Consider the following 25267-nt stretch of genomic DNA (forward strand, 5'->3'; position numbering starts at 1 on the left):
GGTGATGGGTCCTCAGAGGGACGCCACGACCACCACCAGGTACAGGATCGATATGACCGCAAGGGCGTAGATTATCGGACTGACCTCCTTCCAGCGTCCCGCACCGAGCATGCAGACGCTGTAGAATATGATGCCGAACACAATCCCGTCCGTGATCGAGTACGTGAGGATCATCATGATTATGGTCCCCAGGACCGCCACGGCGACCGGCCAGTCGTCCCACTTGACGCCCCTCAGCTGGGTGATCATCGCGGCCCCCACGATCAGCATCGCGCCCACGGTGCAGCTGTAGTCGATGACCTGGAACACCGGTCCGATGAAGAGCGCGCAAGCGAACAGGACCGCGACCACCAGCGGAGCCAGACCTGTCCTGGCGCCCGCCTCGATACCCACGGTCGACTCCGCGAAGGATCCCGTCGGGGTCGCGCCCACGACACCGCTGATGACGGATGTCGCAGAATCGGCGAGCAGCGCCCTCTCGCACTGGACGTTGCCGTCCTTGTCCAGGATACCCGCCCTCTCCCCGGTGGCCATCAGGGTCCCGGTGCTGTCGAAGAACTGCACGAACGTCAGCGATATGACGACCATGAGGAACTCGACGCTCAGGAGATTGGACGAGATGCCGTCCACGAACGCACCCACATCGGGCATCGACGGCATGGACACGAGGGAGTCCGGGATGGCGATTATGCCGAAGACCATGCCGACCACGGCTGTGACGATCATACCGAAGAATATCGCGCCGGTGACCTTCCTGGCGTACAGGAACAGCGTCAGGATGATGCACAGGAGCGAGAGCATGACCGCGGGGTCGGCGAAGTCCCCCAGCGCCACCAGGGTGGAGTCGGAGTTGGCGATCAGGCCCGCGTTCTGCAATCCGATGAACACGATGAAGCATCCGATTCCGGCGGTGATTCCGTACCTGAGGCTGGGAGGAATCTGGTCGAGTACCCTCTTCCTTACACCGCTCACCGCGATGAGGAAGAACACGATCCCCGAGATGAGGACGGCCACGAGGGCCTCCTGCCACGTGTAGTGGAGGCCTATCACTATCGTGTAGGTGAAGAACGCGTTCACACCCATCAGCGGTGCCTGAGCGACAGGATACCTGGCGTACAGGGCCATCAGGAGGGTTCCGATTATCGCCATCACGATGGTGGCGGTGTAGCATGCGGAGAGGTCCATCCCGGCGTCCGCCATCATCGACGAGTTGACCACGATGATGTACGCCATGGAGAGGAAGATCAGCACACCGCCCTTGACCTCCGTCCTGATGTCGGAGCCGCGGCTGGTGATCTCGAAGAAACGGTCGAGTGTGGCGGACAGTGCCATGAGAACGCATAGCGCGGCCGACCTCTAAAAACGGTTCTCCGACAGCCCTTTATCCGACTTACAGATACGGTTGCTCATGGAACCCCTCATCCTGGCAGGCCTCATCGTCCTAGGACTCTGCTCCGGAATCTTCGGTGCGCTTTTCGGCCTGGGCGGAGGGGTCATCTTCGTACCCGTACTGATGCTGGTATTCGGCCTGGAGCCCACCGAGGCCGTCGCCATCAGCCTCATCGGGATAATCGCCGGATCGGTCGGAGCATCGACGGTGCTGGTTGACAGGGGGCTGTCCAACGTGCGTCTGGGACTGCTTCTGGAGATAACCACCTGCGTGGGGGCGATAGCGGGAGCGATAATCGCCACCTACCTCGACTCCTGGATCCTGATGGTCCTGTTCTCCGTCATCATCATCTACAGCGGCATCCGCATGATAGTCAACCCCGAGAGGACCGTCGAGCCCTCGTCCGGAGAGGACACCCCGCTGACCTTCATGTACAGGGACGAGTCCGTCGGCGAGGATGTCCGCTACGAGGTCCAGAACGTGGGCAGCGGCATGGGGCTGTGCACCATAGCGGGCGCCCTGTCGTCGATGACCGGAGTCGGGGGCGGGGCTGTGAAGGTCCCCCTGATGAACATCCACATGCACGTCCCGATGAAGGCCGCCAGCTCGACCAGCAGCTACATGATCGGGATCACGGCGTTCTCCGGCGCCATCACGTACTTCTTCGCCGGAGAGGTCATACTCGCCTACGCCGCATGCGTCGCCATAGGCGCATTCGCCGGATCGCTGATCGGGGCGCGCTACGCCAGGAAGATCCCGGCGAGGCATCTCAGGAAGTACTTCTCGATCGTGCTCTTCGCCATGGCGATACTGGTCCTTCTCCAGGCCGGAGGGATACTGTGAACCTCGACCTGAACAAGTCCACCGCGCTCATGCTGCGCATCGGCATAGTCGCCGGCATGGTGCTGATGATCGCCGGTCTCGTGCTCGACCTCGTCAGCGGCGGGGAATGGCTGCTGTACCTGGGGATACTCGTCCTGATAGTCTCGCCGTTCCTGGGCGTCATAGTGTCGTTCGTCGTCCTGATACTAGAGAGGGACTGGAAATGGGCGGGGGTGGCCGCGATGCTGTTCGTTGTGACCGCCATAGGCATCGTCATAAGCCTGAACTGACGGAACCTCAGTCTTATCAACGGATGAGCAGATGTCAACACGGTCTGCCCATGAACAGCTACACCCTCGTGGACGAGAACAACTGGAGAAGGAGAGAGCACTGCGCCCTGTTCAGGCACTATGTGGAGCCCTCGTACTGCATGACGGTCGATCTCGACATAACCAACTTCCTCAGGACGGTCCGCGAGGAGGGGTACTCGTTCACGATGTCGTTCATCTGGGTTGTGTCCAAGTGCGCCAACGAGATCGAGGAGTTCCGCTACCGCTTCCTGAGCGAGCGCGTCGTGCTCTTCGACAGGATCGACACATACTTCGCATACATGGACGAGGACGACGACCTGTTCAAAATGGTGACGGTGCCGTTCAGGGACTCCATGAGGGATTATGTCCAGGAGGCCACCCGCATCGCGAAGAGCCAGAGGGCCTATTTCCCGGCACCTCCAGGTTTGGACGTGTTCACGTTCTCCCCCATCCCATGGGTGTCGTATAGCCACATCTCCCACACGAACCCAGGCCACAGGAACAACGTGACGCCTATGTTCGACTGGGGGAAGTACACCGAGAGGGACGGACGCATGATGATGCCGTTCTCGGTGCAGGTGCATCACTCGTTCGTGGACGGCGTGCATGTCGGAAGACTCATTGAGAACATCCAGAGCTTCATGGACGAGTATTGAACGAATGCCAGAAATGGTAAGTGGTGCAAGGGAAGGGATTTGAACCCTCGAACTCCTACGAGAATAGGCCCTGAACCTATCTCCTTTGGCCAGGCTCGGATACCCTTGCATTGAGCCTGAACGCTGGGATAACATCCTTGTATATAGCAGTTACGAATCGAAGGAGGGACCTTCGGGTCACTCCTTCATGATCTTCATCCATCCACCGGATTCGTAGATGGCGAGCTTCCTCTTGGCGAGAACGGCCTCGAACTCATCCCAGGTGATGACATCGAGCCTGTCGTTCTTGCCCTTGGTGAACTGGACACCATCGGTCCCCTTGACCTTTCCGGGCTTCAGTCCCTTGTTCTTGGCAATAGCCTGCGCCTTCTTGATGTCGATGCGTTCCATTGCTATGATAAACGCCTCCTTTCGGCGACGAATATCAAATTCTTAACTATTTAAATATTCTTTAAATATTAGACGATTTTTGACGAATTTACACCGTTTTTGTGCATTTCGAAAGACCCAGACTTCCGGTACCCGAGACGGATGTCGCATCCAATGCGACGGACCAAAATAAATATGAACGAACGCAGGATAGAGCAGGGCATGCCTCAGGCCGAAAGGATTCTTCTGAGGTCCTCTCCTTCGGAGGACACAAGTCCGGAGATGGGCCTTCTGCTGGGACACGCCCTCGCCATGGACCACCGCAAGGTCGTCGTCGGAAGGGACCTGATGAGGAGCAGCTCCATGATGAAGGAGGCCCTCGTAGCCGGCCTGATGTCCTCTGGCGCCGACGTCATAGACGTCGGCATCGTCACCGGCCCCGCTCTGGCTATGGCGGCGTCCAAGGGCGACTGCGCCGTCTATGTCACGGAGTACCGCGGATACGGGATGATCAGCGGGTACCTCCTCGTCAACACCAACGGAAGCCTGTTCAGAAGGGAGCAGATCAGGCACCTGGACAAATTCTTCATGGACCCTCCGGAGCTCCCCGAATCCGGCAGTCTGGGTCATGTGTTCAGATACCTTGACGCCGTGAACGTTTACAACTCCAGGGTGAGGTCGCTTCATCCCGACAGGGCGGAATGCACGATCGTCCTGGACTGCAACTGCGGTCCGGTCGCCGAATCGGCTCCGCAGATCCTCAACGCCATGGGCGCCGACGTACTGAGCATGAACGCCCAGAGGGATCTGGACTACAGGTCAGGAGAGATGGACGACCACGGGATATGCTCCGACGAGGTCCGCAGACAGGTCGAATCCAGTCCCGGCAGCATAGGCATCGCGATGAACAAGGCCGGAACGATGGCCTCCATCCTCGACGAGAAGGGGAGGGAGCTGACCCCCGAACAGGTGTTCGCGCTGACGGTCATGTTCCTCAGGCCGAAGAGCATCGCCGTCCCGATAGACACCACCATGCTGGTCGATGACGCCTTCCACGGAAGGCTGGACGGAGGCGAGGACCCCGACACCGACCTCTCCGACGGGGAGACCGGACTCGTCAGGACGACCATCGGCGCGGCTGCGGTTTGCGAGGCGGTGGCATCGGGCGCTGAGCTCGGGTTCTACGACGGCGGGATAATGTACGGGAACCTCAGCATGATGCCCGACGGGATACAGACCGCCGCCGTCATCGCCGGCATGGCCGGGAACAACAGCATAAACCAGATTGTCGACGGCTTCCCCGAATACCTCCGTAACAGCACGGCGATCGACTGCCCCTGCTCCGCCGAGGCCTTCGCACGCGAGATGGAGGCGCGCATCCAGGACGTGGAGGGCACGCGCACCGTTCGCGGAGACGCGTGGCGCGTGGACATGGAGGGCGGATGGTACCTCATCCGCCTCGCAAGGTGCCCCGACCTGTCGGTGGAGATCATCGCGGAATCCAGGGACAAGGCGTACCTCATCGGACTCATGGAGATCGCGGGGGACCTCGTCGGCGAGTGCGTCAGATCTCAGTAAATTATCTCGAGCTCCACCGGCTCGCCCTTGGAGTTGTATGCCCTCCAGCTCCTCCTGTCGTAGGGCTGGCACGTTATGAAGTGGATGCCCCCGGTGTTGCTGAAGAACTCCTTATCCGCGTCCGACGGCTCGTTGGAGTACCCCGGATGCGAGTGGGCGGAACCGGCTATGCTGTAGTCGATCGGCTCCATCCACTGGTTGAGGAAGCTGTGGGTGTCACCGTAAACCGTCCCGGGGAGAAGGATCATCTCCGTGATGACGCCGTCGATCTGCCTCGTCATGCAGAGGAACTCGTCCGGGTACGTGGACCGGGCGGCCTCGTTGAAGCCGTCGATGAAGTCCACGTCCACTCCGCGTATGCGGTCGCTCATAGTGTGTTCACCAGCTTCTCCCTGACCCTCGAGTAGAAGTCCGTGTCGAAACGGATGAAGCGGGCCTTCTTGTCGGACAGCATGAACTCCACCTTGGAGCAGCCGTCCATCTCGTACTCCTCCTGTCCGTCGAGGACTATGAGGCAGCCCTTGTCCATGACGTTCTCCACGGTGACCTTGGAAGTCGCCGGGATCACGAACGGGCGGGAGTTGAACTTGTACGCGGCCATAGGGACCACCATCAGCGCCTTCACCTTGGGGTCCATGTAGGGGGCCCCCAGGCTCATCGCGTAGCATGTGGATCCTGTGGGGGTGGATATGATTATCCCGTCGGACCTGAGCTCTGACGCCAGCACGTCGTCGACGTATACCTTGAAGTGCCTGATCTTCGCGACCGAGTCGGTGTGCACCACGGCCTCGTTCACCGAATCGAAGAGGTACTCCCCGTTGTACCAGCAGCTGAGCTTGAACCTGGTCTCCACGATGTAGTCCTCCCTCAGGAGACGGTCGATGCCCTCCTTGATGTGGTCGTGATCGATCTCCGCCAGGAAGCCTACGCTGCCTCCGTTGACGCCTATGACCTTGGCGTCCGTGTGCTGCAGCGCCCTCAGCAGGGTCCCGTCCCCGCCGACCACGATCACCGTATCGACGTCCATCTTGTCCAGCGGTATTCCGGGTATGCCCATGACCTCCGCGATGGCGGAGTCGACGAAGTACGTGCTGTCGCCCAGGGCGTCGATGACCTCCTGCGTGTACTTCACCGCGTTCCTCACATGGACGTTCGTGTAGACCCCGTACCTGTGGACCTCCCTGGAGTCCCTGTGCTTCACGATGAGGTTGTACACCCTCTTGTCTCCGATCGCCAGGAAGTTGGACCTGTGCTCGAGGTCGAAGGGCATGTCGAGGACGTTGTCCTCGAGGTCGTAGACCTCGCCCCCGGCCTCCCTGAGGATGATCGTGCTGGCGGCTATGTCCACCACCCTGATCGCCCTGGTGTACTTCTCGGACTTCATCAGGAACCCGTCCGCCTCTCCCTCCGCCACGATGGCCATCTCGAGGGAGGCGCAGCCCAGGGAACGGGAGGACTTCACGCGCTTGGCGACGGCGAACGCGTCCGGATGGGCGCCGTTGCCCATGTAGATCATGATAAAGAGGTCGTCTATGTCGGCCTCCCTGACCCTTATCGGGCAGCCGTTCTTGAACGCCCCCTTGCCCCTCTCCGCGGTGTAGACGTCACCGGTGATCGGGTTCCTCAGGTACCCCAGGCGTATGTCGGACAGGGCGGACCTGCCTACCGCGAGTGAGATCGTGTAGTAGGGTATCCCGGCGATGGCGTTGGAGGTGCCGTCGATCGGGTCCATGACGAGCGTCTCCTCTGCGCCGTTGTCGACATAGCCGATCTCCTCGCTGAGTATGTTCAGTGGGATGTGGTTCTGCTGGATGTACATCAGCGCCGCGTTCTCGGCCACCTTGTCGATCTGGGAGGTGGGGGTACCGTCCGCGCCCATGCAGACCTCCTCGCCCCTGCATCTGGAGTCCGGGATTCTCTCGATCTCCGCCTGCACGGCGTCGGCTATCTGGGAAAGGGTTTCCATCGTGATCATGAACCCGTGGATGTGCTCCCTCCTTTTATAGGCGGTGGACATTGGCTCAATTGTTATGGAGGCGTTGGGTTTCACTTCAGGCAGGGTGCTCACCGAGAGGGGGCGCCTGTACACCGAATCGTCCTGTCCGGGCAAGAGGGTCTACGGCGAGAGGCTCGTCCGCCACGACGGGAAGGAGCTCAGGGAGTGGGATCCCCGCAGGAGCAAGCTGGGGGCGTACCTCTCCGTCGGAGGGGCCGCGTTCCCGTTCACCACGGAGAGCAGGGTCCTCTACCTGGGGGCATCCAGCGGCACGACCGCGTCTCATGTCGCGGACATCTGCAGCAATGGGAAGGTGTACTGCGTCGAGTTCGCACAGAGGATGTTCAGGGACCTCGTGAAGACCTGCGAGGACAGGCCGCAGATGATCCCCATCCTCGGGGACGCGACCAGGCCCGACGAGTACGCGGTCTTCGCTGACGCGGTCGACGTGGTCTATCAGGACGTGGCGCAGAAGAGACAGGCCGACATCATATGCGACAACATGGACGCGTTCGGCGCCAGGTACGGGATGGTCGCGGTCAAGGCCCGCTCCGAGGACGTGACGTCCGCTCCCGAGAGGATATTCCAGGAGACCGAGGCCCGCATACGCGAGAGGGGCTTCCGCATCATCGACGCCCGCTCGCTCGAGCCCTATGAGAAGGCACACGAGATGATAGTCTTCGAGAGGCAGTGACATGAGGACAGCGTACGCCGTGGCGTTCTCCGGAGACCGCTTCCTGATGGTCTGGCACAAGCGCCGCAACGGGTGGGAGATGCCCGGCGGCCACGTCGAGGAGGGAGAGACCTCCGCACAGGCCGCTGCCCGCGAGTTCGTGGAGGAGTCGGGATACGAGATCGAGGTCCTGGAGACCAGGGACATCGGGTACTGCGACGTCTGCGCAGCCATCCTCGGGAGGAGGGTGAGGGAGGACTGCGAAATGGAGTCACGCCTGTTCTCGGAGATCCCCAACCAGCTCTCGTTCGACCGCGAGGAGTACGAGTTCACCATACCCTGGGCCAGGGATGTCGTTCGGCGCCACCTCTCAGGCGACGATGATCTTAGGCTCGGCTGACCTTCTGTAGAACCAGGCCGTGGCCTCCGCGATCACGAGGATCGCCAGGATGCCCACGGCGACCGGCATCACGACGAAGCTCCATGACGGGGAGGACATCATGGTGACGATGACCGTCGCTCCGCCCGGGGGATGGAACGTGTCCGTCACGACCATGACGACGACGGCCAGTGCGACTCCCAGGGCGACGGAGTACCATGTGCACCCAAGGAAGATGTAGAGGGCCACCCCGATGATGACGGATATCACGTGTCCGAAGAACACGTTCCTGGGGCGCGATGTGACGGTCCCGGGGGTACCGAAGAGGATCGCCGTGCTCGCTCCGAAGGATGCGATCAGCAGCGTGTATCCGAGGTCGAACGCCAGATAGCACACGACGGCGACGGCGCAGAACCCCCCGGCTGCGAAGAACAGGGTCTTGCGGTAATCCACGCCCTCGGCGAGGATGTGCTTCATGAAACTGTTGCGGATGTCGCCGCCTCCTTCCGACGTTTCTGCTCACCGGATATCAATCCTCCCATGGCGGTTATCAACATGCCGTTGTTTCTACAACGTCCTCCTTATAAAGGCGGGAATACCACCATTTAAATACTGCATCCGCATCGCAAGCATCAGCCTCGCCGCCTAGGATATGATTCGGAGGATCAGACTATGGCAAGAATGCACACAAGAAGGAAGGGCAAATCCTGCTCGAAACGCCCCATGATTTCCGAGAATCCCGCATGGGTTCCTCTCAACGCCACCGAGATCGAGGACCTCATCGTGAAGCTCGCGAAGGACGGAATGATCTCCGCCAGGATCGGACTTGTTCTCAGGGACCAGTACGGTGTCCCCAACGTCAAGCTCGCCACCGGCAAGACCATCACCCAGATCATGGAGGAGAAGGGAGTCGCAGGATCCCTCCCCGAGGACCTGGCCAACCTCATGAGGCGCGCCATCGACCTGAACGTCCACCTCAGGGACAACAGGGGAGATGTCTCCAACAAGAGGGGTCTCAACATGATCGAGGCAAAGATCAGGAGGCTCGAGCGCTACTACAAGAGGAACGGCGTCCTTCCCGCAGACTGGAAGTACAGTCTCAGCAACGCGGAACTCATGCTCAAGTGAGTCCCATGGAGGACAAGGTACCTTCCAAACTCCTTACCACTCTTTCTAAAGCCGCGGACATGGTCCGCGGCCATGACTTCATCCAGGTGTTCTCCCACTACGACGCCGACGGCGTCTCCTCTGCGGCCATCCTCGCGAAGACTCTGCTGAGGGCCGGGAAGGAGTTCCGTGTGACGCTTTTCACCACGCTGAACGACTACAACATGGATGTCATCCGCAACACAAAGGCGGACTGCATAATCATCTCGGACCTCGGCGCATCCTACATCGACCAGCTCGACGAGATGGACCGCGACATCGTGGTGCTCGACCACCACACCATCATCTCTGAGGCGAAGAGGGTCTGCTACGCCAACCCGCACCTGTACGGGATCGACGGCATGACCTCCGGATGCGGCGCCACGATGTGCCTCCTCTTCTCGGTCACCATGGACGAGAGGAACTGGGACCTCGTGCAGATTGCGTTCGCTGGCATCGCCGGCGACAGGCAGCACATCAACGGCCTCTCCGGCCTGAACACGTACCTCCTCGAGGAGGGCACGAAGAGGGGCTACATCGAGAGGATGCAGGGATCGCTCATCCCCGCAGGCGACCTGCAGACCGAGCTGTTCCTCGTCACGGACCCATACATCCGCGGCGTGAGCGGCAGCGTGGAGGGCGTGGCCAAGCTGATGTCCGATGCCGGGATCCCCAACGGGAAGACCTTCATGGACCTGACCGAGGAGGAGCGCAGGAAGCTCTCGTCGCTCATAGCGATAAAACTGACCGAGCAGGGGGTACAGCTCTCCTCGATGAACGAGATCGCCAGGGACAGGTACTACCTCACCGGCATGAAGATGGACGCCGAGTACCTCTCCGCGATCCTGAACAACTGCGGCCGCTCCGGGATCGGGGGCGTCGGCATCGCAGCTGGCATGGGCGACGAGAGGTGCATAAACGAGGGCGCCAAGCAGAACCAGGAGTCCGCCAGGCTCGTCGTCGAGAGCATGGTCGAGCTGGACAGGAGGGGCCTCACCCAGATGGAGCACATCCAGTGGTTCGACTCCACCGACTCCGGGTTCACAGGCATGCTCTGTGGCATCGCCATGCAGTCCATCGGCGACCACAGCAAGCCCGCCATCGGCATGAACAAGTCCAACGACCCCGTCAACCTTTCTTCCAGGGGCATGTGGTGCCAGCTGGACCGCGGGGTGGACCTCGCCAAGGCCATGAGGGAGGCCTGCGCATCCGTTGGAGGACAGGGCGGCGGACACAAGATCGCCGCCGGAGGGTCGGTCCCACTCGACAAAGTGGACGAGTTCCTTCAGAACCTCGACAGGATAATCGGCGAGCAGATCAGCTCCGCCATGTGACCTCGACCTCGTCGGTCCTGAACCTCTGACGGACGGCAGTCTCCGACACGTCCATCCTCACACCGGAGTTGTACATCTCGGCACCGAGCCATGCGATCATGGCCCCGTTGTCCATGCAGTATCTGCGGTCGGGCACGTACATCTCGGCACCGCGGGCATGGGCCATGTCCGCCACCATGTCCCTCAGGCGGTTGTTCTGGGCGACACCTCCCCCCAGGAGGACCTCGTCCTTGCCTATGTGGGCCATCGCCCTCTCGGTGACCTCGGTGAGCATGGCGAAAGCCGTCTCCTGGACCGACAGGGCTATGTCCTCCAGCGGGACACCCTTCTTCTGCAGGGCGACGGCGGCTGTCATCAGACCGGAGAAGGCGACATCCATGCCCTTGACGGAGTACGGCAGCTCGTAGTACCTGTCACCCTCCTTGGCCAGCTTCTCGAATATCGGCCCGGCGTAGAATCCCATGCCAAGCTCCCTCCCGAGCTTGTCAAGCATGTTTCCGACACCGATGTCCTGCGTCTCCCCGAATATCCTGTAGCGGCCCTCTGCGAAGGCGATGACCTGGGTGTTCCCGCCCGAGGCGTACAGGAGCGCGGGATCGTCGCATCCGCACTGGGCGCGACCGATCTCCACATGGGCGACGCAGTGGTTCACGCCGACAATCGGGACACCGAGGGAACAGGCGAGGGCCCTTGCGGCGGTTCCGGCCACGCGGAGGCACGGTCCGAGACCCGGACCCATGGAGAAGGATACGAGACCGACGTCGGACAGGCTTATGCCTGCCTTCTCGACGGCGTTCCTGATTATCGTGGAGACCACATCCGAGTGGTGATTGGCCGCCTCTCTGGGGTGCAGCCCGCCCTCCTTGGGACGGAACATGTCCAGCTCGTTCGCAAGGACGTTGCATTCGTCATCGACGATCCCCACGCCGAGCGTGTGGGCGGTCCCCTCGATCCCCAGAGTAATCATGAGGGTCCCGACACCTTCTCAATATTTGAAGTCGCGTAAAACGCCTCCTTTTATGGACAAATATATAACATACTCGGAACTCGTAGGAACTAAGTGTGCATTTGATGGGGTTATCGGCGTTTAGATGCTCATTCATCCAGTATTTTCCTACATAGACCTCGTCTACGCTCCGTAATATCCTGATGGTCGAGCCAAAAGATATAAGAATAGGAAGGATATCATGCCCTATGCTGGGCTCGTGGTCTAGGGGTTATGACGTCGCCTTGACATGGCGGAGGTCGCCGGTTCAAATCCGGCCGGGCCCACCAGCTTTCTCTCATTTTATCGCGACTCCGATTGGCTTTTCGATGTCGCGTAGGATTTGATATAATGATTGATTTTGCGAGCATTATCGGGACCATCAACACGTACGTGTGGTATGTAGCGTTCGTGTTCCTCGTCGGTCTCGGTATCTATTTCATGATCAGGCTGAAAGGCCTTCCGATCCTGAAGATCCACAGGACGTCCAAGCTCGCCCTGTCCGGAACGAAGGAGGGGAAGCACAGCCACACAGTATCGTCGTTCGAAGCGTTCTGCATCGGTCTCGGAGCCCGTGTCGGTGTAGGTAACATCGCCGGAGTGGCAAGCGCCATCGTCGTCGGAGGTCCCGGAGCAGTCTTCTGGATGTGGATCTTCGCGATCATCGGATCGGCCAGCAGTTTCATGGAGTCGACTCTCTCCCAGCTCTTCAAGGAGAAGAAGTCCGACGGCCAGTACCACAGCGGCCCCGCATACTACGCCCTCAAGGGACTCGGCAACCGCAAACTCGCCGTCCTCCTCGCGTTCCTGATCATCATCACATTCGGTATCGGATTCGTCGGTGTCCAGGCCACCAACTCGGCCACAGCCCTCGACAGCGCGTTCAGCAGTTACCTGGGCCTCGAGAACGGAACGGTCATCTTCGGAGCCATCATCGCCCTCGCCGCCGCCGCGATCATCTTCGGAGGCGTCAAGAGGATCGCCAAGTTCTCCACCAAGATCGTCCCCATCATGGCCCTGGCCTGGTTCGTGTTCTGCATCATTGTCATCTGCTGCAACATCGACGGAGTCGTCCACGCCGTGGAGATGATCTTCACCAACGCGTTCGGAATCCAGTCCGTCGGAGGAGGAGCGCTCGGAGCCGTCATGATGATGGGTCTGAAGCGCGGAGTGTTCTCCAACGAGGCCGGCCTCGGTTCCATCGCCAACATCGCTGGAACCGCCGACGTCAAGCACCCCATCAAGCAGGGAATGATCCAGTCCTTCGGAACCATCGTCGACACCCTCGTCGTCTGTTCCTTCACCGCCTTCGTCATCCTGTCCTCCGGAACGTACGATGTCATCATCAACACGTTCAACGGCGGAGTCACCGACGTCGGTAACGCTACACTCGTCCAGAACATCGCCGAAGCGACGTTCATGGGAGAGGCCGGACCGATCATCATCTCGATCTTCCTGCTGGTCTTCGCGTTCACCAGTCTCATCGGATACTACACCATGAGCGAGTCCAACATTAGGTTCATCAAGGACAGCAAGGGCTTCGTCTTCGCCGTCCGTATCCTGGTCATCGCCGTTGCGTTCCTGTCCTGCGTCATCAGCACCGGACAGATGGAGACCATCTGCGACACCTTCATGGCCGCCATGGGTGCGGTGAACATGATCGTGGTGTTCCTGCTGAGCAAGTTCGTCTTCCGCGCCTACGAGGACTGGAAGAAGCAGGAGGATGAGGGAGTCGAGGACCCAGTGTTCCACCGCTCCATCGTCCAGGACATCGCGGACGAGAAGAAGTCCATAATCACCGAGTGGGAGTGATTCAAAACGCCGGGGGACCTCCCCGGCTTCTAAAACGTTTTATTTTTATCCCTTCTTGATCGGAAAGGTCACAATATCAGAGCTATGTTCTCGGAGATGACGGCATCGTCATGGGCCTTGTAGCCGAGGATGAACTCGATCTCGTCGCTGTGCTTGCCCTTGATCATCTTGAGGTCGGTGGAGTCGTAGTCGATTATGCCTTTGGCCACAGTCACGCCGTTGCAGACGATCTCGACAACATCGCCCTTGTTGAACCGGCCCTCCACATCCCTGATCCCGACCGGGAGCAGGGACCTGTGGCCCAGGACCGCCTTCTGGGCTCCCTCGTCGATGATGACCCTGCCGGAGGGGTGGGCGGACTTTATCCAGCGCCTCTTCTTGGAGATTCCTTTGTTGGCGACGAAGATCGTCCCGATGTCGTCCCCTGTGGAGGCGCGGTATATGACCTGATCCTCCTTGCTGAGGGCGATTATCATGCTGCATGCGGCGTCATGGCATATCTGGGCCGCGTTGAGCTTGGTCTTCATCCCTCCGGTGCCCACACCGGAGACGGAGTCACCGGCCATGTGGCGGACGTCGTCGATGCTGTAGACCACGGGAACGAGCTTGGCGTCGGGGTTGGATGTGGGATCGCTGTTGTAGAGCCCCGCCACATCGGACAGGATGATGAGGAGGTCGGCGTCCGTCCTGCTGGCGACGATCGCGGACAGCGTGTCGTTGTCCCCGAACTTGATCTCGCTGATGCACACGGCGTCATTCTCGTTGAAGATGGGTACGACGCCGTTCTTCAGGAGGGACTCGATGGTGTTGTTCATGTTCACGGCCTCGGTCCTGTCCGAGTAGTTGTCCAGAGTCATCAGGACCTGTCCGACGATCATTCCGTGGCGTTGGAAGCACTCGCTCCACTCCTTCATGAGGATGCCCTGCCCGACCGCCGATGCGGCCTGCCTGATCGGGATCTCGTTGGGCTTCGGCCTCACCTTCATCGCCTTCAGTCCTATCGCTATGGCGCCCGATGACACGATGAGGACCTCTATGCCCATCTCCCTGAGGCGGGCGACCTGCTCGGCCACCGAATCCATGAAGTCCCTGGAGATGGAGGTCTGGCTCCTCATGATCGAGGACGACCCGATCTTGACCACAACCCTGCCGACCTCCCCCAGGAGGTCCTTCCTGGACTCCGTCTCACTCACCCCTGTACGGATACTCCGCATCTGAGGGAGTATGCCTGAACGGCCTGCAGCCGGGCCCGACGTAGTCCTTAACGATCTGGCCGCTCCCCACGAGGACGTACTTGTAGATCATCAGGCCCTCCATGCCCACCGGCCCGCGGGCATGGATCTTGTTGGTGCTGATGCCCACCTCGGCCCCCTTGCCGTAGCGGTATCCGTCGGCGAACCTGGTGGAGGCGTTGACGAACACGTCGGCGGAATCCACCGACCTGGCGAAGGCCGCGGCCCTGTGGATGTCCTCGGTGATGATCGCGTCCGTGTGATGGGAGCCGTGCTGATTGATGAAGTCGATGGCCTCCGCGAGCGAGTCCACGACCTTGATCGATATTATGAGGTCGCCGTACTCGGTGTCCCAGTCCTCTGCCGTGGCGGGGACGGCATCGGTGAGGGCGCAGACCCTCTCGTCGCCTCTGACCTCCACACCGTTTGCCTCGTAGACCGAGACCATGCGGGGGACGAACACGTCGGCTATACGCGAGTTGACCAGGAGGGTCTCCGTGGCGTTGCACACTGCGGGGTACTGCACCTTCGAGTCCAGGGCGACCGCCTCCGCCATGTCCTGGTCTGCGAACTCGTCGACGTAGACATGGCACACGCCTGCGGCGTGACCGAGGACGGGGATCCTGGTGTTCTCCTGGATGTAGCGTACGAACTCATTGGACCCCCTTGGGATGAGCAGGTCGATGTACCTGTCGAGGTCCAGGATGACGTTGATGTCCGCCCTCGTCTCCAGGAGGACGAACGCGTCCGCAGGGACCCCGGCCGTCGAGGCGGCGTCCCTCAGGATCGTGAACAGAACGCGGATCGAGTTCGCGGCCTCCCTCCCGCCCTTGAACGCGACAGCGTTGCCAGACTTGAGACAGAGGGACATGATCTGCGGGACCACGTCGGGACGGGACTCGAATATCATCCCGAGCATCCCGATGGGACAGCGGATCTGGTACAGCGTGAGGCCGTCGTCCAGGTCGAGTGCGGACATCTGCTCTCCGACGGGATCCGCGAGGCCTATGACGTCGTTGATGCCCGCTATCATCCCGTCGATCTTGGATCCGTCGATCTTCAGCCTCTTGTACATCGACCCGGATATCTCGCCGCTGTCTAGCATCGCCTTCGCGGCCTCCAGGTCCCTGGCGTTGGCCTCCAGTATCTGCTCGCGCGACGAATCCAGAGCTTGCGCCATGGCACCCAGCGCCCTGTCCTTGACCTCCGTGGACAGCACGGACAGTTCTATCGATGCGGCTTTGGCCCTCTTGATATCCGAGACGACGTCAGACATTGTACCGGCCCGTAATCGCCGATGAAAATAATAATAGCGCGTACGCGCGAACAACCTTTTTATAGCGTGAGAAGTTGGGGAATCCTGAGCCGAGGTAGCCAAGCCCGGTATGGCGGCGGTCTCGAAAACCGCTGGAGTAATCCTCGGGAGTTCGAATCTCTCCCTCGGCGCCATTCCCATTCTCAAATCCTCAATTCATGTTAGCATGGTACCTCACGTGAGCATCCTCCCGGGCATGTGGATGACACAGACCTGCCTTGCGCGATTGCGGACCGGACTGCCTCCGGATAATGTAGTGCAGGGCGGATCGAAATCCCACATCCGGGCCCTTGTCTCTGAAACAAGATTCCGCGGCACATGAAGAACCAGCATCTACGGACATGAGCCGAAACCAGAATAGCCCTCAGTCCGATATCCGAAGCATGAACGACAGCTCGAAGTTCTGGATCGCAGTGGCGATGTCCACGGCCCTCATCCTGCTGGATGTGGCACTGATCATCGTGTCGGCGATTCCGATGTGGCTGTTCTGGGTCATCCTGATAGCCTCGATCGTCCTCGTGTTCATACCCGTGCTGTCGTTCAAGGGAACACAGGCGTCAGTGTCCAACGGGCATCTGCGCATCAAGGCCCCGTTCGTCGACCTGGACATACCCCTCTCGTCCATCCAGGCCTTGGAATGCAGGACGACGTTCGACATCGGCCTCCGCATGTACGGCTACGGGGGGATCAGCTCAGGATCGGGGGACTTCACAAACAAGGAGTTCGGTGCCTACACGTTCGCCGGCAGCAAGAAAATCCCTCTTTTCATCATAGTCCGCCACAGCGGCAAGAAGATCCTGGCGTTCAATGTCGGTGATGAGGCCAAGACCATGTCTGTCTACCGTGCCCTGTCGGAAGGGACGAACGCCGGTGGTACGGTCGTCAGCGCCGAGGAGTCCCGTAAGGCCGCCATGGGCCACAGGAGCATGAGAAACGTCATGATAGCGATCACCGCGATCTGCATAGTCGTGGTCGTCGCCATTGTAGCGGTCGTTATGGTTTCGGGACATGTCGATGTGAGAATGGACGAGGACAGCCTGGAGATCGACGCGACGATGATGCACGAGGACATCCCGTTCGATGAGATCTCTCGCATCGAACTCCGGGACGACGTCGACTACGGCATGAGGACGGGCGGCTTCGGAGGAATGGACATCAGCAGCGGTAACTTCCGCAACGATGAGTTCGGAGACTACAGACTGGCGATCCACAACGACGTGGACTTGTGCATCGTCGTCCACACGACGGACGGCGACACCGTGGTGTTCAACCTGGGGGACAGTGAATCGACGGAATCGTTCTATCAGGACTTACTCGACAGGCTGGAGACAGAACCCATTTCTACACCGGCGGCACATCCCGGAGCATGGAACCCAGGATGGAGAAGTACCAGCTGACCCGCGAGGAGATCCTCGGGGTCATCGATCGTGCCGAATGCGCCGTCGTTTGCACGAACAACGATGACGGCTATCCGTACGGAACACCCGTGAACATGGTCCGCATCGGAGAGCGCCTCTACTTCCACGGCAGATCCAGAGGGACCAGGACATCCAATATCCTCCGTGACCCCCGGTGCTCGGTCACCTTCACAGAGGAACTGGGATACGACTGCGCCGGGGACTGCGCCTGCGACACAGAGACGCTTTTCAGATCGGTCATCGTGTTCGGGAGGATGTCGGTGGTCGAGGACGAAGAGTCGAAGCGCGAGGTCCTTTCGGCTCTCACCGAGAAGCTCATCCCCGGAAGAACCGCCGACGGAATGCCCCCGGACAGGGTCGAGAGGACGGGCGTGTACGAGATCATCATCGAATCCATGACCGGCAAGTACAGGAACGCGTCCCCCGACGGGGTGTTCCACGGGATCCGCGCACGTTGTCCAAACAACGAATCCTTTTAAGTCCGGATGGGACGGTATGTATTCGATACTCATGCAGCCGAACATGCAGAAATATCCTCTTACTGAGGAACAGATGGATGCCCTGCTCGACAGGGCCAGGATGGGCGTCATCTCCACCATCGGCGAGGACGGATACCCCTATGGGACGCCGGTAAACTTCGTCGTCATGGACGGAAGGATCTTCTTCCACGGGAGGAAGGTCGGCGAGAAGGTCTCCAACCTCAAAAGGGACCCAAGATGCTGCTTCACCGTGGTGGATGAGAAGGGATTCGAGAGATGCGGCGACGGTGCCTGCGACACCACGTCCCTGTACGAGTCCGTCATCATCCGCGGGAAGGTCAGCATCATCGATGACGACGACCTGAAGATGAGGATCCTCAGGGCGACGGTGGACAAGCTCACCCCTGAGAGACGCATGGACGAGATCGACGCCAAGAAGGTCCCGCCTACGGGGATCTTCGAGATCGTTCCCGAGTCCAGGACCGGCAAGTACCACTCCGCTGAACCCGGACACAAGATCTATCAGTGAACCAAAGCAGGGCCTTCGCCCTGCCCCTTTCCATCGGCTTCGTCCGGACGGCCTGGGTTCGACCCGTCCGCATATCATTAATCGTGTAAGAGAGAATGCCGTGGGGCTCGCCCACGGCGGATGGGATGGTTTGGGAATCAGCCCGTCAGGTCGTCGATGGTCTCCTGGATCTTGTCCTTGAGACCCTTCCTTCCCTTCTTGGCCTTGGATCCTGCGGAGGAGTCGAGCTTCATGAGAAGCTCCCTCTCCTCGTCTGAGACCTTCTTCGGTACGTCCACGGACACCCTGACCATCATGTCGCCGCGTACCGACGAGTTGGTCTTGGGCAGTCCCTTGCCGGGGACCCTGAGCACGGTGCCCACGGCGGTCCCAGCCGGGATCTTGAGTGCGACCTTGTCCCCGTCGATCGCGGTGACGGTCTCCTCGCCTCCCAGCACCAGCTTGGGGTAGGATGTCGTTATGCCTGTCCAGAGGTTGGACCCGTCGCGGTCGAACACCTTGTCCTCCTTGACGTGGATGACCACGAACAGGTCGCCGGACGGGCCGCCGTTGTACCCGGCGTTTCCCTCCCCTGCGACCCTGAGGCGCATGCCCTCCTCCATCCCCTTGGGGATGTTGAGGGAGATGTGGGCGTCCTTGTTGATCCTGCCTGTACCGCGGCAGTGCGGGCACTTCTCGGCAGAGGTCTGGCCCCTGCCGCGGCACTCGGGACAGTCGCTGACGGTGACCATGTTGCCGAACATGCTCTGGCGGACGGTCTGGACCTGTCCGGTCCCGCCGCACTTGCGGCATGTCGTCACGTTCCCGTCCTTGCCTCCGGTCCCTTTGCAGGGCTCGCAGACGACTGTGTGCGGGATGTCCAGGTTGACCTTCTTGCCCTCGAGGACGTCCTTCAGCGTGATCTCGAGGTCGTACCTCAGGGATTCGCCCTGCTGGGGCGAGTTGCGGGACCTGCCGCGGCGCCCGCCGCCGAACATGGAGCCGAAGATGTCCCCGAAGATGTCGCTGATGTCGTCCGCCCTGGTGAAGTCGTCCCACGTGAAGCCGTCCTGTCCGAACTGCTGCTTGACCCCGTCGTGGCCGTACTGGTCGTACATCTTCCTCTTGTCGGGGTCTGACAGCACCTCGTACGCCTCGGACAGCTCCTTGAACTTGGCCTCGGCGACGTCCTTGGGTTCCGTGGAGACGTCGGGGTGGTACTTCTTTGCAAGGCTGCGGTAGGCCTTCTTGATCTCGTCGGGGGTGGCTGTCTTCTCCACGCCCAGGATCTCATAGTAGTCTCTCGGCATCTCCACTCACCCGTTTCACTCGTCGTCGACGATCTTGTAGTCGGCGTCGACGTAGTCGCCGTTCGCCTTCTCCTGGGATGCCTGACCGGAGGTCTGCTGGCCGCCGGCCTGCTGTCCGGCACCCTGTTGGGCCCCGGCCTGCTGCTTGGAGGCCTCCTGGTAGACCCTCTGGCTGATGGGCTCCATGGCCTTCATCAGGGCATCCATCTTCGACTTGATCTCGTCGACGTTGTCACCCTTGTTGGCGGTCTCGAGGTCGGAGATTGCGGCCTCGATCTTCATCCTCTCCTCCTGGGTGACCTTCTCGCCGAGCTCGTCGAGGGACTTCCTGACGGTGTAGCATGCGGTCTCGGCCTGGTTATGGACCTCGACCAGCTCCATCTTCTTCTTGTCCGCGTCGGCGAACTTCTCGGCCTGCTTGACCAGCTCGTCGATCTCTTCCTTGCTGAGCTTGTTGGAGGAGGCGATGGTGATCTTCTGCTCCTTTCCGGTTCCGAGGTCCTTGGCGGAGACGTTGATGATTCCGTTGGCGTCGATGTCGAAGGTGACCTCGATCTGGGGGACCCCGCGGCGTGCGGGGGGTATTCCGTCCAGGACGAATCTGCCGAGGGAGGTGTTGTCAGCCGCCATGGGCCTCTCTCCCTGGACGACGTTGATCTCCACGGAAGGCTGGTTGTCCACCGCGGTCGAGAACACCTGGCTCTTCTTGGTCGGGATGGTCGTGTTCCTCTCGATCAGCTTGGTGGCCACTCCGCCCAGGGTCTCGATTCCCAGGGACAGGGGGGTGACATCGAGCAGGAGGACGTCCTTGACCTCTCCGGACAGGACGGCTCCCTGGATGGCCGCTCCCATGGAGACGCACTCCATGGGGTCGATTCCACGCTGGATCTTGGGTCCGACGATGCTCTCGACGAAGTTCTGGACGATGGGCATCCTGGTGGGTCCTCCGACGAGGATGATCTTGTCGATCTTGTCGGGGTTCAGGTGGGCGTCGCTCATGGCCTGCTCCATGGACTGCCTGCACCTGGCGACGATGGGCTCCACGAGCTCCTCGAGCTTGGCGCGGGTGACGGTCTGGATCAGGTGCTTGGGGCCGGACGCGTCGGATGAGATGAAGGGCAGGTTGATCTCGGTCTGCATGGTGGTCGACAGCTCGATCTTGGCCTTCTCGCATGCCTCCCTCACCCTCCAGAAGGCCATGTTGTCCTTCGAGAGGTCGATTCCGGTCTCCTTCTGGAACTCGCCGATGACGTACCTGGTCAGGGCCTCGTCCATGTCGGATCCGCCGAGCTGGGTGTCTCCGGATGTGGACAGGACCTGGAAGACCCCGTCGCTGAAGTCCATGATGGTGACATCGAGGGTTCCGCCTCCGAGGTCGAAGACCATGATGGTCTGCTCGGTGTCGGATTTGTCGAGACCGTAGGCCAGGGCGGCCGCGGTGGGCTCGTTGATGATACGGACGACGTCCAGTCCCGCGATGGCACCGGCGTCCTTCGTGGCCTGCCTCTGGTTGTCGTTGAAGTAGGCGGGCACCGTGATGACCGCCTTCTCGACGGTCTCGCCGAGGTAGGACTCGGCGTCCTTCTTGATCTTCTGCAGGATGAACGCAGAGATCTGCTGGGGGGTGTACTCCTTGCCGAGGGCGGTGACCTTCTCGCTGGATCCCATCTTCCTCTTGACGTTCTTGATTGTTCCGTCGGGGTTCGTCACAGCCTGCCTCCTGGCGGGCTCTCCGACCAGGAGCTGGCCGTCCTGTGTGAAAGCTACGTAGGAGGGGAACGATTTCCCTCCGACGCTGGTCCCCTCTGCGCTGGGGATCATTGTGGGCCTTCCGCCCTCCATGACGGATGCGGCGGAGTTGCTTGTTCCAAGGTCGATACCGATTATTCTTGACATTTCTCCTCACCTTCTGTTACTGCTTTCTTCTTTGTGACTTTCACTTTAGCGTATCTCAATACCTTTCCGTTGAGCGTGTATCCCTTCTGGAAGACCTCTGCGATGAGGCCGTCCTCGTCCCCGTCCACGGTGCATAGCGCCTCGTGGTAGTCGGGGTCGAACCTCCCCTCGGCGGGGATCTCCTTGAGGCCGTTCGCCTCGAGGACCTTCATCATGTTGGTCCTGACCCCGCGGATCCCCTTCACGAACTCGGTCTCGTCGCCCGCGTGCTCCAGCGCGCGGTCCAGGTCGTCGACGACCGTCAGGAGGTCCCCGACGATGGAGGAGCAGGCGTACTTGCGGAACTCCTCGTTCTCGCGCTGCGTTCTCTTGCGGAAGTTGTCGAAGTCCGCCTGCAGCCTGCGGGCCATGTCCAGGTACTTGTCCGCCTGGGCCTTCGCGTCCGCGAGCTGCTCCTCGAGACCGACCTCCGTCTTCTCCACATCTTCAGACTTATCAGTCATTGGTAGCACCTCTTAGTCGTTCGATAACCTGTAATGAGGGGCCGGAGCCCCTCGGTTTGTTGGATTGTGTTTTCAGTCGTCCATTCCGGGAGGCATTCCGCCCTCGCCCACCTGGGGTACGGGGCTGGCCTTGGAGGCGATGACGTCGTCGATCCTGAGGATCATGACTGCGGCGTCGGTTGCGGAGTTGATGGCCTGCTTTCCGATCCTGTAGGGCTCGATGACGTTCAGGGCCTTCATATCCTCCACCTTTCCGGTGTAGGGGTTGAGACCGGCGTAGACCTTGCCCTCCTTGTGCTGCTTCCTCATCTCGATGACGATGTTGATGGGGTCGAGTCCGGCGTTCTCAGCGAGTGTGCTGGGGATGGACTCGAGGGCGGAGGCGAAGGCCTCGATGGCGATCTGCTCCCTTCCGCCGATGGTCTGGGCGTAGTCGCGGAGCTGCATGGCGATCTCCATGGCGGTGGATCCTCCGCCGGTGACCATCATGCCGTCCTCGATGGCGACCTTGACGACGGACCAGGCGTCGACCAGGGACCTCTCGACCTCGTCTGCGACGTGGTTGGTTCCTCCCCTGACGAGCACGGAGACGGTCTTGGGCTCCTTGACGCCGGTGATGAAGGTCATCTCCTCGTCCTCGATCTTCTTGAGCTCGACGGTCTCGGCGTATCCGAGGTCGGAGGGGTCGATCTCAGCGATCTTGTTGATGATGTTGGCACCGGTGGACCTTCCGAGCCTCTCCATGTCGGACTTCTTGACACGCCTGCAGGCATAGATGCCCTCTTTGGCGAAGAAGTGCTGGGCGAGGTCGTCGATTCCCTTCTGACAGAAGACGACGTTGGCTCCGGAGGCCTTGACCTTCATGACCATGTCCTTCAGCATCTTCTCCTCCTCGGCGATGAACTGGGAGAGCTGGTTGGGGTCGGTGATCTGGATCTTGGCGTCGATCTCGGTCTTCTTGACCTCGAACGGGGCGTCGATCAGGGCGATCTTGGCTCCCTCGACGAGCTTGGGCATGCTGGGCTGGACGGGCTCCTTGTCGATGATGAGTCCCTTGACGATGTAGGACTCCTCCATCTTGGCGCCGGCCTTCTTGACAGTCTGGATGTTCTTGAGGTCGACGAAGTACTTTCCGTCCTTGTCCTTGTCGACGACGGTCTTGACGGCGTCGACGACCATGTTGGAGAAGTACTCCTTGGAGTTGTTGACCTGTTTGGAGATCATCGCGGTCTGGGCGATGAGCTTCAGGAGGTCGTCGTCATCGATCGAGACCTTCATGGAGATGTTCTTGAGGACCTCCTGGGCCTTGTCGTTGGCGAGCCTGTATCCGGCAGTGATGATTGTGGGGTGGACGTTGGCGTCGATCAGGTCGGTGGCCTTCTTGAGGAGCTCGCCGGCGAGGATGACGCTGGTTGTGGTACCGTCCCCGACCTCGGCGTCCTGGGTCTTGGCGACCTCGACGAGCATCTTGGCGGCGGGGTGCTGCACGTCCATCTCTTTCAGGATTGTCACACCGTCGTTGGTGATGACGACGTCGCCGACGGAGTCGACGAGCATCTTGTCCATTCCCCTGGGGCCGAGGCTGCTCTTGACAGCGCTGGCGATGGCCATGGCGGCGGAGATGTTGTTGAACTGAGCGTCTTTGCCTTTGTCTCTCTTGGTTCCTTCCCTAAGGATGATGACAGGGGCGTTACCCATTCCCATTTTTATTCCTCCAAATGTTCCTTGATTGGAATACTGAACGGCTTTATGTTAGAACTTCTATATAAACATAACTCGTTGAGTTTCAGTGTCACCACATCTCTCCGTAAAGTATGTCAGAACAGGGATTCTATGTATCTGGCTATATCCCCTCGACCGCTCTGTGGAAGGCTCTGGGGACCTGTGTCTGGGATGGTGACCCCGCCGGGGATCGAACCCGGGTTGTCGGTTCCGAAGGCCGACAGGATATCCGCTACCCCACGGGGCCCTTTACGCTCGAACATACAGCACCGATAAAGACATTTGTATCCTGGTGGCCCGAAGCAACCCTTTAACGTGTGTGGGCGGATTCCGCCCTCATGTCAAAGGTGATTCTGAACCACGGAGCTGGAGGGGAGCTCATGCAGGAGTTCCTGTCCAAGCACATCACTAATCACTTCCCGTCCATGAACGCGGAGGTCCCGCTGGACTCCATGGACGACTCAGCCGTCGTCGACGACGTCGTGTTCACGATAGACGGCCACACTGTGAAGCCCCTGTTCTTCCCGGGCGGGGACATAGGGAAGATCTCCGTGGCCGGAACCGTCAACGACATCTCCGTCATGGGCGCGACGCCCCTGGCGCTCGCCTGCTCCGTCATAATGGAGGAGGGCCTCGACATCGACATCGTCGACAGGGTCATGGACTCCATGGGAAGGACCGCCGCCGGGTGCGGTGTCCCCATCGCCACCGGCGACACCAAGGTCGTCGAGGCGGGAGCGGTGGACCAGATGGTGATGTCCACATCCGCCATTGGGAAGCGCTCGCCGTACCTGGACTCCGACCTCGCGAAGGCGGCCGAGTACAGAAAGGTCGAGAACAGATGGTGCACCGACTCCAGCGTCAGGCCGGGGGACGCGATCATCGTCTCCGGATACATGGGGGACCACGGCATCGCCCTCCTCTCCTTCCGCGAGGGATACGGGTTCGAGAGCGAGGTCCAGAGCGACGTTGCGCCTCTGAACAAGATGATCGCCGAGGGGCTGAAGGCCGGAGGGATCGTGGCGATGAAGGACCCGACCCGCGGAGGCCTCGCCAACACCCTGAACGAGTGGTGCTCCAAGTCCCACGTAGGCATGGAGATCGACTACTCCGCCATCCCGCTGAGAGAAGGTGTCGTCAACGCGTGCGACCTCCTCGGCATAGACGCCCTGAGCATCGGCAACGAGGGCAAGTGCGTCATGGGGGTCGTCCCGGAGATGGCCGAGGAGGTCCTGAAGGCCATCAGGCGCACGCCGGAGGGCAAGGACGCCGCCATCATCGGACATGCGGTCGAAGGCACGGAGCGCGTCGTCCTCAGGACCGAGGTGGGCGGGAAGAGGATCCTCGAGGCCCCCGCCGGCGACCCGGTCCCCAGGATCTGCTGATAACATAATCCGGGGCCCGCGACGACCTGCGGCCCCGTCTTCCCACTT

The 25267-nt window shown here is 60.5% G+C and carries 25 protein-coding genes and 4 tRNA genes; 15 read left to right on the forward strand and 14 right to left on the reverse strand.

Annotation, left to right across the window (positions count from 1 at the left end; all coding sequences use genetic code 11):
* Window positions 1-12: 12 nt before the first annotated feature.
* Window positions 13-1332: an NCS2 family permease gene (locus JS82_08805; GenBank protein QHK18195.1), complete on the reverse strand. Its 1320-nt coding sequence runs from the start codon at window positions 1330-1332 to the stop codon at window positions 13-15.
* A 76-nt stretch (window positions 1333-1408) separates the two neighbouring features.
* Here JS82_08805 and JS82_08810 point away from each other — a divergent pair, with 76 nt between their 5' ends.
* The 3 genes from JS82_08810 to JS82_08820 are packed head-to-tail and all read left to right on the forward strand — an operon-like array spanning window position 1409 to window position 3179.
* Entirely contained in the window at window positions 1409-2233 is an 825-nt protein-coding gene (locus tag JS82_08810; protein QHK18196.1) for a TSUP family transporter, read from the forward strand.
* Window positions 2230-2502, forward strand: a complete 273-nt coding sequence (locus tag JS82_08815) for a DUF1634 domain-containing protein (protein QHK18197.1) — start codon at window positions 2230-2232, stop codon at window positions 2500-2502. The genes JS82_08810 and JS82_08815 overlap by 4 nt, the downstream gene beginning before the upstream one ends.
* 50 nt (window positions 2503-2552) lie before the next feature.
* Window positions 2553-3179, forward strand: coding sequence for a chloramphenicol acetyltransferase (locus JS82_08820; GenBank protein QHK18442.1), 627 nt, complete (start codon window positions 2553-2555; stop codon window positions 3177-3179).
* Between the two features lie 21 nt (window positions 3180-3200).
* Here JS82_08820 and JS82_08825 read toward each other — a convergent pair.
* Window positions 3201-3288, reverse strand: a tRNA-Leu gene (locus JS82_08825).
* A 68-nt stretch (window positions 3289-3356) separates the two neighbouring features.
* A complete protein-coding gene (locus JS82_08830) occupies window positions 3357-3569 on the reverse strand; it encodes a hypothetical protein (protein QHK18198.1) in 213 nt (70 codons plus the stop codon).
* Between the two features lie 201 nt (window positions 3570-3770).
* Here JS82_08830 and JS82_08835 point away from each other — a divergent pair, with 201 nt between their 5' ends.
* On the forward strand, window positions 3771-5126 hold the full coding sequence (locus JS82_08835) for a hypothetical protein (GenBank protein ID QHK18199.1): 1356 nt from the start codon (window positions 3771-3773) through the stop codon (window positions 5124-5126).
* Here the strand turns inward: JS82_08835 and JS82_08840 are convergent.
* Together JS82_08840 and JS82_08845 are read right to left on the reverse strand one after the other, a co-directional pair.
* A complete protein-coding gene (locus JS82_08840) occupies window positions 5120-5497 on the reverse strand; it encodes a hypothetical protein (protein ID QHK18200.1) in 378 nt (125 codons plus the stop codon). The two genes, JS82_08835 and JS82_08840, sit on opposite strands and share 7 nt — an antisense overlap.
* A complete protein-coding gene (locus JS82_08845) occupies window positions 5494-7092 on the reverse strand; it encodes a sugar kinase (protein QHK18443.1) in 1599 nt (532 codons plus the stop codon). Before JS82_08845 ends, JS82_08840 begins: the two co-directional genes overlap by 4 nt.
* A 64-nt stretch (window positions 7093-7156) precedes the next feature.
* On the opposite strand from JS82_08845, the gene JS82_08850 reads away from it, so the two are divergent.
* Both JS82_08850 and JS82_08855 read left to right on the forward strand, forming a co-directional pair.
* On the forward strand, window positions 7157-7816 hold the full coding sequence (locus JS82_08850; protein QHK18201.1) for a fibrillarin-like rRNA/tRNA 2'-O-methyltransferase: 660 nt from the start codon (window positions 7157-7159) through the stop codon (window positions 7814-7816).
* Window position 7817: 1 nt separating this feature from the next.
* Window positions 7818-8195, forward strand: a complete 378-nt coding sequence (locus tag JS82_08855; protein ID QHK18202.1) for an NUDIX domain-containing protein — start codon at window positions 7818-7820, stop codon at window positions 8193-8195.
* Here JS82_08855 and JS82_08860 read toward each other — a convergent pair.
* Window positions 8166-8651, reverse strand: a complete 486-nt coding sequence (locus tag JS82_08860) for an HPP family protein (GenBank protein QHK18203.1) — start codon at window positions 8649-8651, stop codon at window positions 8166-8168. The genes JS82_08855 and JS82_08860 overlap by 30 nt on opposite strands.
* A gap of 195 nt (window positions 8652-8846) precedes the next feature.
* On the opposite strand from JS82_08860, the gene JS82_08865 reads away from it, so the two are divergent.
* A complete protein-coding gene (locus tag JS82_08865; protein QHK18204.1) occupies window positions 8847-9302 on the forward strand; it encodes a 30S ribosomal protein S15 in 456 nt (151 codons plus the stop codon).
* A gap of 5 nt (window positions 9303-9307) precedes the next feature.
* The gene (locus JS82_08870) at window positions 9308-10654 is read left to right on the forward strand and encodes a single-stranded-DNA-specific exonuclease (protein ID QHK18205.1); all 1347 of its coding nucleotides are present in this window, start codon (window positions 9308-9310) and stop codon (window positions 10652-10654) included.
* Here JS82_08870 and JS82_08875 read toward each other — a convergent pair.
* Window positions 10638-11621 carry a bifunctional N(6)-L-threonylcarbamoyladenine synthase/serine/threonine protein kinase gene (locus JS82_08875; protein QHK18206.1) on the reverse strand — a complete coding sequence of 328 codons (984 nt, stop codon included), beginning with the start codon at window positions 11619-11621 and terminating at the stop codon, window positions 10638-10640. The two genes, JS82_08870 and JS82_08875, sit on opposite strands and share 17 nt — an antisense overlap.
* A gap of 232 nt (window positions 11622-11853) precedes the next feature.
* On the opposite strand from JS82_08875, the gene JS82_08880 reads away from it, so the two are divergent.
* A tRNA-Val gene (locus JS82_08880) sits at window positions 11854-11929 on the forward strand.
* Between the two features lie 61 nt (window positions 11930-11990).
* Window positions 11991-13451, forward strand: coding sequence for an amino acid carrier protein (locus tag JS82_08885; GenBank protein QHK18207.1), 1461 nt, complete (start codon window positions 11991-11993; stop codon window positions 13449-13451).
* Window positions 13452-13519: 68 nt separating this feature from the next.
* Here JS82_08885 and proB read toward each other — a convergent pair whose 3' ends face one another.
* Window positions 13520-14665: a glutamate 5-kinase gene (proB, locus tag JS82_08890; GenBank protein ID QHK18208.1), complete on the reverse strand. Its 1146-nt coding sequence runs from the start codon at window positions 14663-14665 to the stop codon at window positions 13520-13522.
* Window positions 14637-15959 carry a glutamate-5-semialdehyde dehydrogenase gene (locus JS82_08895; GenBank protein QHK18209.1) on the reverse strand — a complete coding sequence of 441 codons (1323 nt, stop codon included), beginning with the start codon at window positions 15957-15959 and terminating at the stop codon, window positions 14637-14639. Before JS82_08895 ends, proB begins: the two co-directional genes overlap by 29 nt.
* An 88-nt stretch (window positions 15960-16047) precedes the next feature.
* On the opposite strand from JS82_08895, the gene JS82_08900 reads away from it, so the two are divergent.
* The 4 genes from JS82_08900 (at window position 16048) to JS82_08915 (ending at window position 18424) form a co-directional block, all read left to right on the forward strand.
* A tRNA-Ser gene (locus tag JS82_08900) sits at window positions 16048-16132 on the forward strand.
* Window positions 16133-16381: 249 nt separating this feature from the next.
* Window positions 16382-17395: a hypothetical protein gene (locus JS82_08905; GenBank protein QHK18210.1), complete on the forward strand. Its 1014-nt coding sequence runs from the start codon at window positions 16382-16384 to the stop codon at window positions 17393-17395.
* Window positions 17365-17895, forward strand: coding sequence for a hypothetical protein (locus tag JS82_08910; protein ID QHK18211.1), 531 nt, complete (start codon window positions 17365-17367; stop codon window positions 17893-17895). The genes JS82_08905 and JS82_08910 overlap by 31 nt, the downstream gene beginning before the upstream one ends.
* 73 nt (window positions 17896-17968) lie before the next feature.
* Window positions 17969-18424, forward strand: a complete 456-nt coding sequence (locus JS82_08915; protein QHK18212.1) for a pyridoxamine 5'-phosphate oxidase family protein — start codon at window positions 17969-17971, stop codon at window positions 18422-18424.
* A 137-nt stretch (window positions 18425-18561) separates the two neighbouring features.
* Here the strand turns inward: JS82_08915 and dnaJ are convergent, their stop codons facing one another.
* The 5 genes from dnaJ to JS82_08940 form a co-directional block, all read right to left on the reverse strand.
* On the reverse strand, window positions 18562-19713 hold the full coding sequence (gene dnaJ, locus JS82_08920) for a molecular chaperone DnaJ (protein QHK18213.1): 1152 nt from the start codon (window positions 19711-19713) through the stop codon (window positions 18562-18564).
* A 15-nt stretch (window positions 19714-19728) separates the two neighbouring features.
* On the reverse strand, window positions 19729-21609 hold the full coding sequence (dnaK, locus tag JS82_08925) for a molecular chaperone DnaK (GenBank protein QHK18214.1): 1881 nt from the start codon (window positions 21607-21609) through the stop codon (window positions 19729-19731).
* Window positions 21597-22112 (reverse strand): nucleotide exchange factor GrpE, encoded by a 516-nt coding sequence (gene grpE, locus JS82_08930; protein QHK18215.1) that lies wholly within the window; start codon window positions 22110-22112, stop codon window positions 21597-21599. Before grpE ends, dnaK begins: the two co-directional genes overlap by 13 nt.
* 72 nt (window positions 22113-22184) lie before the next feature.
* Window positions 22185-23816, reverse strand: a complete 1632-nt coding sequence (locus JS82_08935) for a thermosome subunit (protein ID QHK18216.1) — start codon at window positions 23814-23816, stop codon at window positions 22185-22187.
* Between the two features lie 190 nt (window positions 23817-24006).
* A tRNA-Arg gene (locus tag JS82_08940) sits at window positions 24007-24081 on the reverse strand.
* A gap of 91 nt (window positions 24082-24172) precedes the next feature.
* Between JS82_08940 and hypE the strand changes: the two genes are divergently transcribed.
* The gene (hypE, locus tag JS82_08945) at window positions 24173-25219 is read left to right on the forward strand and encodes a hydrogenase expression/formation protein HypE (protein ID QHK18217.1); all 1047 of its coding nucleotides are present in this window, start codon (window positions 24173-24175) and stop codon (window positions 25217-25219) included.
* The last annotated feature ends 48 nt before the right edge of the window (window positions 25220-25267 follow it).

It is taken from the genome of Methanomassiliicoccaceae archaeon DOK, from assembly GCA_009911715.1.
Lineage (GTDB): Archaea > Thermoplasmatota > Thermoplasmata > Methanomassiliicoccales > Methanomethylophilaceae > Methanoprimaticola.

Coding starts and splice junctions, on each gene's coding strand:
- JS82_08895 (QHK18209.1), bottom strand. CDS start 15,959: ATGTCTGACGTCGTCTCGGATATCAAGAGGGCCAAAGCCGCATCGATA.
- dnaJ (QHK18213.1), bottom strand. CDS start 19,713: ATGCCGAGAGACTACTATGAGATCCTGGGCGTGGAGAAGACAGCCACC.
- JS82_08875 (QHK18206.1), bottom strand. CDS start 11,621: ATGATTACTCTGGGGATCGAGGGGACCGCCCACACGCTCGGCGTGGGG.
- JS82_08885 (QHK18207.1), top strand. CDS start 11,991: ATGATTGATTTTGCGAGCATTATCGGGACCATCAACACGTACGTGTGG.
- JS82_08915 (QHK18212.1), top strand. CDS start 17,969: ATGGATGCCCTGCTCGACAGGGCCAGGATGGGCGTCATCTCCACCATC.
- hypE (QHK18217.1), top strand. CDS start 24,173: ATGTCAAAGGTGATTCTGAACCACGGAGCTGGAGGGGAGCTCATGCAG.
- JS82_08850 (QHK18201.1), top strand. CDS start 7,157: ATGGAGGCGTTGGGTTTCACTTCAGGCAGGGTGCTCACCGAGAGGGGG.
- JS82_08805 (QHK18195.1), bottom strand. CDS start 1,332: ATGGCACTGTCCGCCACACTCGACCGTTTCTTCGAGATCACCAGCCGC.
- JS82_08855 (QHK18202.1), top strand. CDS start 7,818: ATGAGGACAGCGTACGCCGTGGCGTTCTCCGGAGACCGCTTCCTGATG.
- JS82_08935 (QHK18216.1), bottom strand. CDS start 23,816: ATGGGAATGGGTAACGCCCCTGTCATCATCCTTAGGGAAGGAACCAAG.
- JS82_08860 (QHK18203.1), bottom strand. CDS start 8,651: ATGAAGCACATCCTCGCCGAGGGCGTGGATTACCGCAAGACCCTGTTC.
- JS82_08910 (QHK18211.1), top strand. CDS start 17,365: ATGGAACCCAGGATGGAGAAGTACCAGCTGACCCGCGAGGAGATCCTC.
- JS82_08835 (QHK18199.1), top strand. CDS start 3,771: ATGCCTCAGGCCGAAAGGATTCTTCTGAGGTCCTCTCCTTCGGAGGAC.
- JS82_08865 (QHK18204.1), top strand. CDS start 8,847: ATGGCAAGAATGCACACAAGAAGGAAGGGCAAATCCTGCTCGAAACGC.
- proB (QHK18208.1), bottom strand. CDS start 14,665: ATGCGGAGTATCCGTACAGGGGTGAGTGAGACGGAGTCCAGGAAGGAC.
- dnaK (QHK18214.1), bottom strand. CDS start 21,609: ATGTCAAGAATAATCGGTATCGACCTTGGAACAAGCAACTCCGCCGCA.
- JS82_08840 (QHK18200.1), bottom strand. CDS start 5,497: ATGAGCGACCGCATACGCGGAGTGGACGTGGACTTCATCGACGGCTTC.
- grpE (QHK18215.1), bottom strand. CDS start 22,112: ATGACTGATAAGTCTGAAGATGTGGAGAAGACGGAGGTCGGTCTCGAG.
- JS82_08810 (QHK18196.1), top strand. CDS start 1,409: ATGGAACCCCTCATCCTGGCAGGCCTCATCGTCCTAGGACTCTGCTCC.
- JS82_08870 (QHK18205.1), top strand. CDS start 9,308: ATGGAGGACAAGGTACCTTCCAAACTCCTTACCACTCTTTCTAAAGCC.
- JS82_08820 (QHK18442.1), top strand. CDS start 2,553: ATGAACAGCTACACCCTCGTGGACGAGAACAACTGGAGAAGGAGAGAG.
- JS82_08830 (QHK18198.1), bottom strand. CDS start 3,569: ATGGAACGCATCGACATCAAGAAGGCGCAGGCTATTGCCAAGAACAAG.
- JS82_08905 (QHK18210.1), top strand. CDS start 16,382: ATGAACGACAGCTCGAAGTTCTGGATCGCAGTGGCGATGTCCACGGCC.
- JS82_08845 (QHK18443.1), bottom strand. CDS start 7,092: ATGGAAACCCTTTCCCAGATAGCCGACGCCGTGCAGGCGGAGATCGAG.